The sequence below is a fragment of the Gottfriedia sp. OAE603 genome (assembly GCF_040543965.1).
Taxonomy (GTDB): domain Bacteria; phylum Bacillota; class Bacilli; order Bacillales; family Bacillaceae_G; genus Gottfriedia; species Gottfriedia solisilvae.
Genome location: NZ_JBEUNN010000001.1, coordinates 1,434,346 through 1,449,650, shown reverse-complemented (window position 1 = coordinate 1,449,650; position 15,305 = coordinate 1,434,346). Strand labels below are relative to the sequence as shown.

Here is a 15,305-nt window from a genome sequence, read left to right as displayed (position 1 = left end):
ACCTATAAGTTTCGATTTACAAATTGTTGAAGAGATAGGTCATCCATCAGTTTAGACTCTAAATTAAGTAAATTTGCATATTGAAGTTTAAATGCTTTTTCCTTCATCTTTTCAAATTTCTTCACTTCTACATTTTGATCGAGTAATTCTTCTTGTTTTGTAAGCATAATATTTCTAGTTTGCATTACATCAATTTGAGCTTTTGATATGTCTCTTTCTAATGCGTTTCTAAAAAGTTGTTGTTGTTTTATTCCGATGATTGAAAGCCCTGAATTTAATTCTTGTTCTGTGTGTTCATCAAACATTTCTTTTTTTCTTAGTAACTCATATAATTTAGTGGCTTCTTTCTCAAACGATTTAACAGCAACTTCATAGCTCATTTGAACATGTTCTTTTTCTTTTTGTTTAATTGTTAATATTTTTTCAAATCGAAATGGAATAGCCATTATTGATCACCCTTACTAACAATTGAATTTAACAGTTCTACGGTTTCTTCAGCTGAATAATTTTCATGTACAGATTGTTTAAAAAAATCAACAAGTTTTGGATAATAATATATTGCTTCATCGATTTCTAAACTTGTCCCTCGCTTATATGCACCGATATTGATTAAATCCTCTGAATTTAAATAATTTGCTAATAAAGTTCGAACTCTATCAGCTAGCTTCATATTTTCACTCGAAACGACTGCTGGCATTACCCTACTTACACTTTTAAGAACATTGATTGCTGGAAATTGACCTTTATTAGCTAATTCACGATCTAATACGATATGGCCGTCTAATATACCGCGGACTGTATCTGAAATCGGTTCATTTAAATCATCTCCATCAACTAGTACAGTGTAGAATGCACTTATTGTTCCATGTTCACTTGTACCTGTTCTTTCAAGTAATTTAGGTAATATCGCAAATACAGAAGGTGTATATCCTTTAGTTGTTGGCGGTTCTCCAGTTGCTAAACCAATTTCTCGTTGAGCCATAGCTACACGCGTAACACTATCCATCATAAACATGACATTTAGGCCACGGTCTCGAAAATATTCAGCGATTGCTGTTGCCGTAAATGCTCCCTTTAGCCGCATTAAAGCTGGTTGATCAGAAGTAGCTACAACAACGATTGATTTTGCTAAACCTTCAGGGCCTAAATCTCTTTCGATAAATTCTCGAACCTCTCTACCACGTTCTCCAATTAGTGCGATGACGTTTAGATCTGCAGTCGCATTTCTAGCAATCATCCCCATTAAAGTACTCTTACCAACACCACTACCTGCGAAAATACCGATTCTTTGACCACTTCCAACACTCAGCATACTATCGATTACTTTCACACCAACTTCAACTTGTTCCGAAATTGGCGGTCTTTTCATCGGATTTGGAGGATCGTTTTCGGTTGCTACTGGCCTTAAGCCTTTTGGTAAGCTTGAACCATCTAGCGGTTCTCCTAATGCATTAACAACTTGTCCAATTAATGAATTACCAACTTTAACTTGTAGTGACTTTCCTGTAGTTTCAACAATACAACCAGGTGAAATATCATGTACATTTGTATATGGCATAAGTAAGACATTTTCATCATTGAATCCAACAACTTCTGCAAATACTTTCTTCTTTTGATTTTTATCAAGAAAGATGTAACATAAGTCGCCAATTGAGGCTTTCGGACCTTTTGATTCAATCATCAATCCTATTACTCTTAGCACCTTACCGTATCTTCTATAAGAGTCAATTGAAGGAAGCTGTTGGATCACTCTAGTTAGTTGCATCTACTTCCTCCTGACTTAGTTCTAAAAGTTTCCTTGAAATTTCACTTAATTGAACATCTACACTCGCATCAATTCTTCCAAAAGAAGAATCAATTACACAACTACCCATTGATAATGTTTCATCTGGATAAATATATAACTTTGATTCATTTAGTAATATTTTTTCTAATTCAATTCGTTGACTCACTAATAAATCATATTGAGAAGGATGAATTGTTAATCGAATATCCTTCTCTTCTCTGATTTCATGTAAAACCTTCTTGACGATTGGTAATAGATGCTCCTGATTTTGATCAATTTCAAGTAATAAAATATGTTCTGAAACAGCTAAACCAAGCTTTAAAATCGCATCTTCACTTTCTTCAATTCTGTTTAGATAATCAACTTTAGAAGATTCTACTACTTCTTTCGCTTCATTTAATAAACTCTCATATTCATAAATAGCAATTTGTCGGCCTTCCTCTTTCCCCAGAGCAATACCTTCTTCTTTTGCTAATTGAATCAAGTTGTTCTTTTCTTCAAACCAAAGTTGCTTCATTTGATCAATTTCTAATTGAGCATCTCTTTTTTGGATCTCAATTTCTTGTTTAACAAGTTCTAATTTTTTTTGATATGCTTCAAGTTCTTCTTTAATATTGAGAAGTTGCTCGTTATCATTTTCATACTCTAACAAACCCTCTGTTTGCTGAAATACTCTTTGGATACCGATAGTTTTTACAGGAGTAGATTCATTTTGCAATTGCTGTCTTTTTATTAAATTAGACAATGATATCCTCTCCTCCGCCTCTAGCAACTACGATAATGCCTGATTCTTCTAATCGACGAATAGTTGATACTATACGAGTCTGAGCTTCCTCTACATCTCGTAAACGAACTGGTCCAAGATACTCCATTTCTTCCATAAATGTTTCTGCCATTCGATTTGACATATTCTTGAAGATAACGTTTTTAACTTCTTCACTTGCAACTTTAAGTGCAAGCATAAGGTCTTCATTATCAACATCACGAATAACACGTTGAATTGAACGATTATCAAGTGTAACAATATCTTCAAATACAAACATTCTCTTTTTAATTTCTTCTGCCAATTCAGGATCCTGTATTTCAAGTGCTTCTAGAATCGTTCGTTCTGTACTTCGGTCAACTCCATTTAACACATCAACTACTGTTTCTATACCACCAGTTTGTGTATAATCTTGTGTCACACTTGTTGATAGTTTTCTTTCTAAGAGCTGTTCTACTTCATTGATGATTTCTGGTGATGTACTATCCATAAGTGCAATTCTTTTCGCAATATCAGCCTGCATATCTTGTGGTAATTCAGAAAGGATTTGACCAGCCTGAATTGAATCAAGATAAGATAAGATTAATGCTATTGTTTGTGGATGCTCATTTTGAATAAAATTTAATATTTGTGATGGATCCGCTTTTCTAGCAAAATCAAATGGTTTAACATGTAATGAAGATGTCAATCTATTAATGATAGTTTGAGCTTGATCTCCACCTAATGCTTTTTCCAAAATTGTTTTTGCATAGCCGATTCCACCTTGTGTGATATATTCTTGTGCTAATGCGATTTGGTGAAATTCTTCTATGATACCTTCTTTTTCTTTCGCTTCTACCTTACGAACACCTGAAATTTCAAGTGTTAATCTTTCAATTTCTTCCTCAGATAAATGCTTGTAAACTTGTGCAGATACATCCGGACCAAGAGAAATAAGAAGAATAGCAGCCTTTTGTTTTCCACTTAACTCTGTTGATTTATCCTTTTTTGCCATTGTTCTCCTCCTAGTCCTCTGAAATCCAGCTTCTTAATAATTTTGCAAACTCTTCTGGCTTTTCTTTCGCCATCTTTTCTAATTGCTTTCTTCTTACAGTTCCATCTGTTTCAGTTTCTTCATTTATGTCTGGTACATCAATAATTGGAGATGCTAAATCCTCTACAGTAATTTCTTCTTGACGTCGCTTACGAAGTAATAAGAATACTAGAATGATAATAACCAACAATAATGCGCCACCTGCGATATACATCCATAATGGAATTGTTGTATTCGTAGTAGTTAAGGCCGCATTATTTCCTTTAAATTGTGAAACTGAGACTGCAACTTTTTCTGCTACTTGTTCTTGAGTTAACTCAACTCCATCTTTGTTGTATCCTTTATCGATTGATGTTTTTACAATTGTTCCAAGCATTTGTTTGATTTCATCAATTGTTTGCTGTGGTAGTGAGTTCACATCTTTTGGATTAGGTGGTTCAACAGCTAGTTGAATACTTAAATCTCTAATTCGATATGGTGCATCAACGATTTCATTTTTAATTCGGTTTACATCATAATTAATTCTTTCTTCTTCTTTTGTATAATCTCCATTACTTGAAGTTTCAGAAGATTGATAGTTAGCAATATCTTCATCACCAGTTCCGGCTACTCCACCATCAGTTGGCTTCGAACCTGCATAAGCTTCTTTTATTTTTTCTGAGCTAACGGCAATTCCTTGGATATTTTCCTTATCAACAGGTTCTACTAAGTCTTGGTTACTTTTCTTTTGGCTAAAATCGATATCAGCAATTACACTAACAGCAACTTTATCAGGACCCATCATTTTACCAAGCAATTGTTGAACTTGAAGTTGAATATCTTTTTCAACATTATTTTTAATAGTTTCTTGAGAAGCAATATCTGTACCAAGTTCTGAATTTTCAGCTTCTTTTTTTATGTCAAAGCTATCAAAAAATTGGTTAGTAATGACGATATTAGAAATAGGTAAGTTAGGAACACTTTTTGAAACTAAATGATAAAGTGCAGTTTTTTGTTCTTGATTAAACTTATAACCAGGTTCCGTTTCTAATACGATTGACGCGGACGCCTCTCCAGCCTCATCTGTGATCCACAAACTCTTTTCTGGAAGGGTAATCATTACTTTCGCATTATTAATCCCATCTATTTCTTTCATTAAATTAGCAAGTTCATTTTGCATAGCTTCTAGCTTAACTACATTAAACTCACTATCAGTCATACTAAAATTTGAATTACTTCCAAAAAACTCATAATCGATTGTACCTGAATCTGGAATACCTTTTGATGCAAGGTCTACTTTCAACTCATCAACTACTGTATCTGGCACAAAAATTGTTTGACCGTTATCCTTAATTTCAGAAGTGATACCTTTTGAATCTAGCGTCTCTTTTATTTGCCCTGTTTCAGAAGGGGAAAGATTACTATATAAAGGAACTAAATTTTCTTTTGTAAAAAAATAAGTACTTACTGCTAATATAACTACCAATAGGACTGGGAGCCCAATTAAGAATGATTTTTGTTTTAACGTTCGATTCGTCCAAAAATTCTTTATTCGAGCGATCCATCCTTTCATCTTTTCGTTCATTACAATCCCCCAGATGTTATTCAAAATATGAAAAACATTATATATATATTTTTTAGCTAACTTAAATTGGTTTTCTCATTACATTTGCATTCTCATCATTTCTTGATATGCATCAATAACTTTATTTCGAATTTCCATCGTAGTTTGTAACATAATACTAGATTTTTCAGATGCGATCATGACATTATGTAAATCAACGTTTTCGCCTCTTACTAATTTATTTGTTAAATCACTTGAAGCAAGGCCTGCCTCGTTTACTTCATTAATAGAATCTTTTAAAAAACCTGCAAATTTAGATTGTATTTCACCTGATGTACTAACAGCATTTGTTGGTTTTAGAGGCTGTATATTAAACGATTGAATTTGATTGATTTGTGTCATCTAATGTCCCTACCTTTATTTTCCAATTTCTAAAGCTTTAGTTAAAAGCCCTTTTGATGCATTTAAAACCGTAACATTCGCTTCATATGATCTTGTAGCACTCATTAAATCTACCATTTCCTTTAAAGGATCTACATTTGGCATTTGTACATATCCATTCTCATCAGCATCTGGGTGCTCAGGGTTATATACTAATTTAAAAGGGGACTGATCCTCTGATATTTTAGTCACTTTAACACCGCTCCCAGCACTAGTGTTTGATTGTACTGTGTCATTAAAAATACTTGCAAAACTACCACTTCCGTTACTAGAAGAGATTTCAACCATTTTTCTTCTGTATGGTTGCCATACTCCATCTACCATTTTTGATCTAGTAGTTTCTGAATTCGCCATATTGGATGACACTACATCCATACGTAGTCTTTGCATTGTAAGTGCAGAAGCTGAAATATTAATACTATTAAAAATACTCAAAACCTATTTCCCTCCTCTAATGACACTCTTCAATGTATTGAACTGTCCGTTAATTCGATCAACTAAAGCTTGGTTATAAATCTGATTTTCGGCTAACTGAGCCATTTCAGTATCTAAATCTACATTATTTCCATTATGTGAATAAGAAGTATCACTTTTTTCAATGATTGAATTAGATGATGTTTGTCCATATTTGAAATCAAAGTGTTTACTATTCGTTTTATTTGCCATAAAGTTCGCATTCATTTCATTTTCAAAAAAGGACTTAAAAGTAACATCTTTTGCTTTGTAGTTTGGCGTATCTGCATTAGCTATATTTTGAGAAATCGCCTTTTGCTTTTGTACTGAATAATCAAGTCCTTTTTCTAATGCAGTGATTGTACTAGAAAATAATTTCATATGTCCTCCTCTGTCTATCAAAAACGTCTTATTCTTACAAAAATCAACATTTTGTATCTAATATATTAATATTTCGACAATATGTTCCAATCTACTACGTAATAAATTATAACTATGTAAGACTTGCATTGAAACTGTATATTTTCACATATTACAAATAGGTATATTGGACTAAAATATTAAGTGATTTGAAGTCATATTGTTAATTCGTATGAAATATTTTCTATAAAATATGACAAATTATTTCATATTTGAAACATTCTTTTAATAATCATACTATATATTACCAAGAAACGACCGAATTTGGTATACGTTTCGCAATAATTTAAATATTTTGTCTAAAAATATCACTGGAAAATCTTCAATTTTATACAAATTTATGGATAAATTAAACATAACTTTATAAATTTGACAAAAAGTTTACAAAAAAAAACCTTATCCATAAGGATAAGGTTTTTTTCTTCATATATTAGTTAGATTTTAACTTTTCTAATTCTACTAAGAATTTATCATTAAGTACTTTAATATAAGTACCTTTCATACCAAGTGAACGTGATTCAATTACACCAGCACTTTCTAATTTACGTAAAGCATTAACGATCACCGATCTAGTAATACCTACACGGTCAGCAATTTTACTTGCTACTAATAGGCCTTCATAACCGTTTAACTCTTCGAAAATATGTTCAATAGCTTCTAACTCACTGTAAGATAGTGATGAAATTGCCATTTGAACAACTGCTTTACTTCTTGCTTCTTCTTCGATTTCTTCAGCTTTTTCACGAAGAATCTCCATACCAACTACTGTAGCACCATATTCTGCTAGAATTAAATCATCATTTTCAAATTCATGGTTAATACGTGCTAGTACTAGAGTACCTAAACGCTCACCACCACCGATAATAGGAACGATTGTTGTTAATCCACCAGCAAATAATTCTTTATTTTCAACTGGGAAAGCAGTGTATTCACTGTCAATATCAAGGTTTGAAGATGTTTCGTTAATATTAAAAAGACTTTGAGTGTATTCTTCAGGGAATTGACGATCACTGAACATTTTTTGCATACGCTCATTTTCAATCTTTTGGTGTAGACCGTATCCTAATAACTTCCCTTTACGGCTTAATACAAATACATTTGATTCAATTACTTCTTCTAAAGTATCAGCCATTTCTTTAAAGTTAACTGGCTTACCTGCTGATTGTTGTAATAACTTATTTATTTTTCTCGTTTTGTCTAATAATTGCATCTTTCTAAATGCCTCCTATTTAATTGTACGTTTCCTATAAGATAAATTGACTAATATCTTTATCTTTTGCTATATTTGCGAGTTTTTCATTTACATATTGCGGAGTAATAAGAATAGTACCCATTTGGATTTCTGACGCCTCAAATGATAAGTCTTCCAGAAGCTTTTCCATAATTGTATGAAGTCTTCTAGCACCTATATTATCAGTTGATTGATTTACTTCAAACGCTATTTCTGCGATTCTACGTATAGCATCGTCAGAAAATTCGATTTGTATACCTTCTGTAGACAATAAAGCTTTATATTGTTTAATAATTGAAAAATCTGGCTCAACCAATATACGTACAAAGTCTTCAACTGATAGTTTTCCTAGTTCAACTCGAATTGGAAATCGTCCTTGTAATTCTGGTATTAAATCTGAAGGCTTTGAAATATGGAAAGCACCAGCTGCAATAAATAAGATATGGTCTGTTTTGACTGGGCCATATTTTGTAACGACAGTGCTTCCTTCTACAATTGGTAATATGTCTCTTTGAACGCCTTCTCTTGATACATCTTGCGTACTACTATTTTGTTTACTTGCAATTTTATCAATTTCATCTATAAAAATAATACCTAATTGCTCCGCTTTAAAAACCGCTTCTTGTGTAACTTCATCCATATCTATTAGTTTCTGAGCTTCCTCATTCGTAAGAATTTTACGAGCCTCTTTTACGGGAAGCTTTCTCTTTTTCGTTTTCTTTGGAAATAAACCACCTAATGACTCTTGAAAGTTCATTCCCATTTGTTCCATTCCGGTTCCTTGCATAAAATCTAACATTGGTGCTTGTTGTTGTTCTACTTCAATGGATACAAGCTCATCTTCTAGTTTTCCAGATAATAGTTGAAATTCTATATTTCTTCTCTTTGATGTTATTTCCGTATCATTCTCATCTTGCTCTGAATCTGAGTTTTGCGAATCCTGATTAAAAAGCATCTCAAGTGGATTTTTAAACGATGATTGTTTTTTTATACTTGGGACAAGAATTTTAACTAACCTTTGATTTGCGTTTTTTTCAGCTTGTTCTTTCACCTTATTCATTCGATCTTCTTTTACAATACGAATGGCAGTTTGCACTAAATCTCGAACCATAGATTCGACATCTCTTCCAACATAACCAACTTCTGTAAACTTCGTCGCTTCTACTTTAATAAAAGGGGCACCAACAAGTTTTGCCATCCTTCTAGCAATTTCGGTTTTACCTACTCCTGTTGGTCCAATCATTAAAATATTTTTAGGTGAAATTTCTTCACGGAAAGAATCTTCTAGTAGACTTCTACGATAACGATTTCTGAGTGCAATTGCTACTGCCTTTTTCGCTTGATGTTGGCCAACAATGTATTGATCAAGTTTTTCAACAATTTGACGCGGCGTGAAAGAAGTACTCATTAAACACTCTCCTATTCTAATTCTTCTAAAATTATATTTCCGTTTGTATAAACACAAATATCACTTGCAGTTTTTAAACTTGCATAAGCTATTTGTTTAGCTGTAAGATTATCTCCGGCGTTTTCTTTTAATGCTCTACCAGCAGCTAATGCATAGTTGCCTCCAGAGCCAATCGCAAGAATACCATCATCAGGCTCAATTACTTCTCCAGTTCCTGAAATTAATAATAATGAGTTATGGTCCATTACGATCAGCAATGCTTCTAGTTTATGTAGTACTCGATCTGTACGCCATTTTTTAGCTAATTCAACTGCTGCTCGTTGAATATTTCCATTATATTCGACAAGTTTGCCTTCAAATAACTCAAAAAGTGTAAACGCATCGGCAACAGACCCTGCAAATCCAGCCAGAACCTTTCCATTAAAAAGTTTCCTAACCTTCCTAGCAGTGTGCTTCATTACGACTGCATTTCCAAATGTAACTTGACCGTCACCTGCCATTGCACTTTTACCATTGTGTTGTATTGCGAATATCGTTGTAGCGTGAAAATTGGACATTTGAATCCTCCTTAGAAATACCGATTTCTAAAATTGAGCATGTTTTAAGCTCTAGGATGATGTAGATTGTATACTTTTTGCAATCTTTCCTTCGTAACATGTGTATAGATTTGTGTTGAAGATAAGTTCTCATGTCCTAACAGCTCTTGAACACTACGAATGTCTGCTCCACTATCTAACATATGTGTTGCAAATGTATGTCTTAACATATGTGGATGAATCTTGTTTGTTAACGAAGTTTCTTTGATCATCTTTTCTAAAATGACTCTTACTCCTCTTGGCGTAAGATTCTTTCCACGATGATTCAAAAAAAGATCATCATTATTTTGCTGATTAGCTACTATCAGTTTATTTCTGCCATCTTCTATATATGTATGAAGAGCTTTTTCTGCAAAACTACCAAATGGAACATATCGTTGTTTATTTCCTTTGCCAGTAACTAAAATTGTCCCAATATGAAAATCAATGTCTTTTAATTTCAAACTACAGCATTCGCTTACTCGGATTCCAGTAGCATATAGCAATTCTAATAGAGCTTGATTACGTTGACCAAGCTCATGTTCTAGATTGCTAATCGTAAATAGTTTTTCAAGTTCTTCTTTATATAAAAATCTAGGGATCATAGTTTCTTTTTTAGGAAGCGATGCTAAAATAAATGGGTTTTCTTTCGCTTCGTTTTCACGCATTAGAAAACGATAGAAACTTCTTAAACAAGAAATATGCTTAGAAACTGTACGTCTTGATAACTGTTTATCATGTAAAGTCGTTAGATAAAGACGAACATCAAAATATGTAACTGAAGAAAATGAAGAAATGGATTGTTGCTCCATAAAAACTAGAAATTGTTCAATAATTTTTTGATAACTATTTAATGTGTATTGTGAAGAGTTTTTCTCTAATTGTAAATACTGAATGAATAATTGACACAATATTTTAATATTCAAGGTAATTTCTCCTCACAAGCCACTACATACTAACATAGATAGTAGCTATTTGCAATTTATTTTCTCAACATTCTACAAAATTCATAATTGATTCTAATGCTCTATTTGCATATGCTTCATAACGTTCTTGTTTTCTCTTAATTTTTTCTTCTAATCTAGGGAAAAGTCCAAAATTAGCATTCATTGGTTGGAAGTGTTTTGCGCTAGTTGTCGTAATATAATTTGCCATACTTCCAATAGCTGTTTCCGCTGGGAACTGTACTAATTCCTTGCCTAAAACTAATCTAGCAGCATTTATTCCAGCAACTAAACCTGATGCAGCAGATTCAACATATCCTTCTACCCCAGTCATTTGGCCTGCAAAGAACAAATCGTCTCTACCTTTGAATCGATAAGTAGCTTCAAGTAGCTTTGGAGAATTGATAAATGTATTACGATGCATTACGCCGTAACGAACAATCTCAGCGTTTTCCAATCCTGGGATCAATTGAATAACTTCTTTTTGTGGTCCCCATTTTAAATGTGTTTGGAAACCTACTATATTATATAAAGTTCCTGCACTGTCGTCTTGACGTAATTGAACAACAGCATAAGGTATTTTACCTGTCTTTGGATCTTCTAAACCTACTGGCTTCATTGGACCAAATAATAATGTTTGTTTCCCTCTATTTGCCATTACTTCTACCGGCATACATCCTTCAAAGAAAATCTCTTTTTCAAATTCTTTTAATGGAACTGTTTCAGCAGTCGTTAAAGCTTCGTAAAAACGATCAAATTCTTCTTCTGTCATTGGACAATTTAAGTATGCAGCCTCACCTTTATCATATCTAGATTTTAAATAAACCTTATTTAAATCTATACTTTCTTTTTCAATAATAGGTGCTGCAGCATCATAAAAGTAAAAATAATCTTCACCAGTTAAATCTTTTAGCTTTTGAGAAAGCTCAGGTGAAGTTAATGGGCCTGTCGCAATGATTGTTGGTCCTTCTGGAATTTCTGTCATCTCTTCATTATGTACTACTACATTTGGGTGATTTTTCACATATTCAGTTACCTTACTAGCAAATTCATGACGATCAACCGCAAGTGCGCCTCCAGCAGGTACAGCACATTCATCAGCAGAACGAATAATGACTGAATCTAGTCTTCTCATTTCTTCTTTTAAGACACCTACAGCATTCGTTAATGTATTTGCTCTAAGGGAGTTACTACAAACTAACTCAGCAAACTTATCTGTATGATGGGCAGGTGTTTGTCGTACCGGTCTCATTTCATATAAATGAACTTTGATTCCTCTTTTTGCAATTTGATATGCAGCTTCACTTCCTGCTAAACCTGCACCTATTACGTTAATAAATTGTTCCATTGATAACTCCTTCTACGTTGTATCCTTCTATACGTATTTATTTTATTGTTAGTTTCTTAATTTTAGCTTTTAAAAAAGTGAAATGAAAAGGAAAAGTGAGCAAAATAATTGCTCACACTTGTTGATCCTCTTTGTAGTCGCATGAAACACATTGAACTTGGATACCTTTTTTCATTTTCTTTTCTACTAATAAGTTTTCACATTTTGGACAAGGTCTTGCAATCGGTTTATCCCACGATAAGAAATCACATTCAGGATAATTGTTACATCCATAGAAAATACGATTTTTCTTTGATTTTCGTTCAATGATTCTACCATCTTTACAATTAGGACAGTTTACATCTATTTCCTTCACGATTGCTTTTGTGTTTCGACAATCTGGGAAGTTTGAACAAGCCATGAATTTTCCATATCGTCCCATTTTAAATACCATTGGGCTTCCACACAATTCACAATCTTCTCCAGCCGGCTCATCTTTAATTTCGACCTTTTGCATTTCTTTTTCAGCAATCACTAAATGCTTTTCGAATCCTTGATAAAAATTATCGATAATTTGAATCCAATTTATATTACCGTCTTCAATTTTATCTAGGTCGCCTTCCATTTGCACTGTAAACTCGATATTAATCACTTCTGGGAAAAATTCCAATACTAGATCAAACACTATTTGTCCAAGCTCAGTCGGTACAAATCGTTTATTGTCTAAAGAAACATAACCACGCTTCTGAATTGTTTCTAGTGTAGGTACATAAGTTGATGGTCTCCCAATACCTAGCTCTTCTAAAGTTTTAACTAATCTAGCCTCTGTGTATCTTGGTGGTGGTTGTGTAAAGTGCTGCTCAGGTAGGATCTCTTCAAGTTTAACTGTTTCACCTTCCTTTAAAGGAGGTAAAATACGATCCTTTTCCTCTGTACCATCATCATTACTTTCAATATACACCTTCATAAATCCAGGAAACTTTACTACTGAACCGTTTGCTCTAAATTGAACATCATTATTAATTAAGTCCACTTTAACAGTATCTAATATAGCAGATGCCATTTGACTTGCAATAAATCGTTCCCATATTAATTTATAAAGTCGATATTGATCACGACTTACGTGTGCTTTAATCGTATCTGGTGTACGTAAAGTAGAAGTTGGACGAATTGCTTCGTGAGCATCTTGAACTTTATCAGATTTTTTTTCACTTTTTTTATTAGTTGCTATGTAGTCTGCACCATAAGTATCTTTAATATATGACTTTGCTTCCTCAGCAGCTACATCTGAGATTCTAGTAGAATCTGTTCTCATATATGTAATTAAACCGACTTGCCCGCCACTACCTAATGAAATACCTTCATATAATTGTTGGGCAATCATCATCGTCTTTTTTGCTCGCATATTTAATTTTCGAGCAGCCTCTTGTTGAAGTAATGATGTCGTAAAAGCAGTTGCTGGATTTCTTTTACGTTCTTTTCTTGTCACACTTTGAACTGTAAAATAATTTCCATCTATTTGTGATAATACGTTATTTACATCATTTTCAGAGCTTAACTCAAGTTTCTTTCCATTGATTCCATAGAAAAATGTATCAAATGTATTTTTCTTTGAAATTGCTTTACTTTTAATCGACCAATATTCTTCTGGTTGGAAAACAGTGATTTCCTTTTCGCGCTCTATGATTAGTCTTAATGCAACTGATTGAACACGACCAGCACTTAATCCTTTTTTTACTTTTTTCCATAATAAAGGACTAATATTGTATCCTACTAAGCGATCAAGAACTCGTCTTGCTTGCTGAGCATCTACTAAATTCATATTGATTGGTCTTGGTTTTTTAAAAGATTCTTTAATTGCTTCTTTTGTAATCTCATTAAAAACAACTCTACAATCTGAAGTTATATCAATGTTTAATGTATTCGCAATATGCCAAGCAATTGCTTCTCCTTCGCGGTCTGGATCGGCTGCAAGATAGATTTTTTTAGCTTTTTTAGCTGCTGATCTTAAATCTTTTAATACAGGTCCTTTACCACGTATTGTAATATACTTTGGGTTGTAATCGTTTTCTATTTCAATCCCCATTTGACTTTTTGGTAAGTCTCGAACATGTCCCATTGATGCGATTACTTTAAATTTCTTACCTAAATATTTTTCAATGGTTTTAGCCTTTGAAGGGGACTCCACTATAACTAAGTTTTCTGCCATTTTTTAAGCCTCCTGAGAGTTACGGTTTTCAAAACTCTCTGTATTCCTGTTTCTATCTTTTATCTTTAAGAAGTATTTAAAGACTTTCATTATAAGAAGAGTTCAATTTGTTTTTTGATTTTCCTTCATACAATTTCAAATTGTATAGTTTTATCTATACATTAGTCAAATTAATTTTAGTTATAAAATAACATAAGTCGCAATAGTATTGTCAATTTTTTGTAATCTAAACTTATTATTTTATTTTTTCGTAAATTCTATAAATTCTTCTAATATATCTTTTGATGAAGTAATTAACTTCGCTCCTTCTTGTATTAAACGATGGTTACCTTTATATTCTTCCATTATAATCGGACCTGGTATTGCAAATACCTCTCTTCCATTTTCTAATGCAAAATTTGCTGTGATCATAGTACCACTTCTTTCATTTGCTTCTAATATGATTAACCCTTTTGAAAGTCCTGCAATGATCCTATTTCTTCTTGGGAAATACCGTTTTTCGGGTTTTTATATAATGAGGGTACTCGCTAATCAGTAAATGGTTTTTCATAATTTCTTGATATAAATCCAGATTTTCCTTTGGATATGTAAAATCCAGCCCACTTCCAATAACACCAATAGTCTTTCCATCATGATGAATTGTAGAACGATGGGCAATTGCATCACAGCCAAGAGCTAAACCACTTACAATAACCCATTGATCACTAATCAGTTCATTTATAATTGAATCGCAATTGATTTTTGCCAAGTTGGAAGGCTTTCTTGAGCCAATTATACTAACAAGTTTTTTTGTTTTTAATAGATTATGATTCCCAATACAATATAGAACAAATGGAGGGTCGTGTATTTCCTTTAAGTAAATAGGATATAAATCACTATTTATTGTAATTATTTTAATATTTTTTTTAGAATGATTCTCTAAAATGTCATAAATAGAAGTAGAATGAAGTTGTTGATAAAGTCTTTCGGAAGCTCTTTTGGACATTCGAAAAGTAATACTCAAATACGATGGGGTATATTGATAGAGGTTTTTTAATTGTGGATCAAATTGGAGAATTCTTTTCATTGCATGATAATCATCATATAAAAAAGTATGTAAGTGAATTAATCTTTGTTCTTTACTCATTCTTTCTCCTTTCTTGATATGAAAGTAGCCCCCATATGGAGGCTAC

16 protein-coding genes are annotated in these 15,305 nt (G+C 32.9%); all 16 read right to left on the bottom strand.

What is annotated here, in order from left to right:
* Positions 1-2 precede the first annotated feature (2 nt).
* Positions 3-446 (bottom strand): flagellar export protein FliJ, encoded by a 444-nt coding sequence (gene fliJ, locus ABID96_RS07205; RefSeq protein WP_192601424.1) that lies wholly within the window; start codon positions 444-446, stop codon positions 3-5.
* Positions 446-1,765, bottom strand: coding sequence for a flagellar protein export ATPase FliI (gene fliI / locus ABID96_RS07200; RefSeq protein ID WP_192601423.1), 1,320 nt, complete (start codon positions 1,763-1,765; stop codon positions 446-448). The genes fliJ and fliI overlap by 1 nt, the downstream gene beginning before the upstream one ends.
* A complete protein-coding gene (fliH, locus tag ABID96_RS07195) occupies positions 1,752-2,531 on the bottom strand; it encodes a flagellar assembly protein FliH (RefSeq protein WP_192601422.1) in 780 nt (259 codons plus the stop codon). Before fliH ends, fliI begins: the two co-directional genes overlap by 14 nt.
* Positions 2,524-3,543, bottom strand: a complete 1,020-nt coding sequence (gene fliG, locus ABID96_RS07190) for a flagellar motor switch protein FliG (protein WP_087998546.1) — start codon at positions 3,541-3,543, stop codon at positions 2,524-2,526. Before fliG ends, fliH begins: the two co-directional genes overlap by 8 nt.
* A gap of 10 nt (positions 3,544-3,553) precedes the next feature.
* Entirely contained in the window at positions 3,554-5,146 is a 1,593-nt protein-coding gene (fliF, locus tag ABID96_RS07185) for a flagellar basal-body MS-ring/collar protein FliF (RefSeq protein WP_192601421.1), read from the bottom strand.
* Between the two features lie 78 nt (positions 5,147-5,224).
* On the bottom strand, positions 5,225-5,527 hold the full coding sequence (gene fliE / locus ABID96_RS07180) for a flagellar hook-basal body complex protein FliE (RefSeq protein ID WP_192601420.1): 303 nt from the start codon (positions 5,525-5,527) through the stop codon (positions 5,225-5,227).
* Between the two features lie 15 nt (positions 5,528-5,542).
* Positions 5,543-6,001, bottom strand: coding sequence for a flagellar basal body rod protein FlgC (flgC, locus tag ABID96_RS07175; RefSeq protein ID WP_192601419.1), 459 nt, complete (start codon positions 5,999-6,001; stop codon positions 5,543-5,545).
* A gap of 3 nt (positions 6,002-6,004) precedes the next feature.
* The gene (gene flgB / locus ABID96_RS07170; protein WP_192601418.1) at positions 6,005-6,400 is read right to left on the bottom strand and encodes a flagellar basal body rod protein FlgB; all 396 of its coding nucleotides are present in this window, start codon (positions 6,398-6,400) and stop codon (positions 6,005-6,007) included.
* Positions 6,401-6,869: 469 nt separating this feature from the next.
* On the bottom strand, positions 6,870-7,649 hold the full coding sequence (gene codY, locus ABID96_RS07165) for a GTP-sensing pleiotropic transcriptional regulator CodY (RefSeq protein WP_087998550.1): 780 nt from the start codon (positions 7,647-7,649) through the stop codon (positions 6,870-6,872).
* Positions 7,650-7,683: 34 nt separating this feature from the next.
* Positions 7,684-9,078, bottom strand: a complete 1,395-nt coding sequence (hslU, locus tag ABID96_RS07160) for an ATP-dependent protease ATPase subunit HslU (RefSeq protein ID WP_192601417.1) — start codon at positions 9,076-9,078, stop codon at positions 7,684-7,686.
* Positions 9,079-9,089: 11 nt separating this feature from the next.
* On the bottom strand, positions 9,090-9,635 hold the full coding sequence (gene hslV, locus ABID96_RS07155; protein WP_087998552.1) for an ATP-dependent protease subunit HslV: 546 nt from the start codon (positions 9,633-9,635) through the stop codon (positions 9,090-9,092).
* A gap of 44 nt (positions 9,636-9,679) precedes the next feature.
* Positions 9,680-10,579 (bottom strand): tyrosine recombinase XerC, encoded by a 900-nt coding sequence (gene xerC / locus ABID96_RS07150; protein ID WP_087998553.1) that lies wholly within the window; start codon positions 10,577-10,579, stop codon positions 9,680-9,682.
* Positions 10,580-10,643: 64 nt separating this feature from the next.
* Entirely contained in the window at positions 10,644-11,945 is a 1,302-nt protein-coding gene (trmFO, locus tag ABID96_RS07145; protein ID WP_087998554.1) for an FADH(2)-oxidizing methylenetetrahydrofolate--tRNA-(uracil(54)-C(5))-methyltransferase TrmFO, read from the bottom strand.
* Between the two features lie 112 nt (positions 11,946-12,057).
* Positions 12,058-14,133: a type I DNA topoisomerase gene (topA, locus tag ABID96_RS07140; RefSeq protein WP_192601416.1), complete on the bottom strand. Its 2,076-nt coding sequence runs from the start codon at positions 14,131-14,133 to the stop codon at positions 12,058-12,060.
* A 240-nt stretch (positions 14,134-14,373) separates the two neighbouring features.
* Positions 14,374-14,601: a DNA-processing protein DprA gene (locus ABID96_RS07135; protein ID WP_377897039.1), complete on the bottom strand. Its 228-nt coding sequence runs from the start codon at positions 14,599-14,601 to the stop codon at positions 14,374-14,376.
* Positions 14,602-14,605: 4 nt separating this feature from the next.
* Positions 14,606-15,259: a DNA-processing protein DprA gene (locus tag ABID96_RS07130; RefSeq protein ID WP_377896783.1), complete on the bottom strand. Its 654-nt coding sequence runs from the start codon at positions 15,257-15,259 to the stop codon at positions 14,606-14,608.
* Positions 15,260-15,305 lie beyond the last annotated feature (46 nt).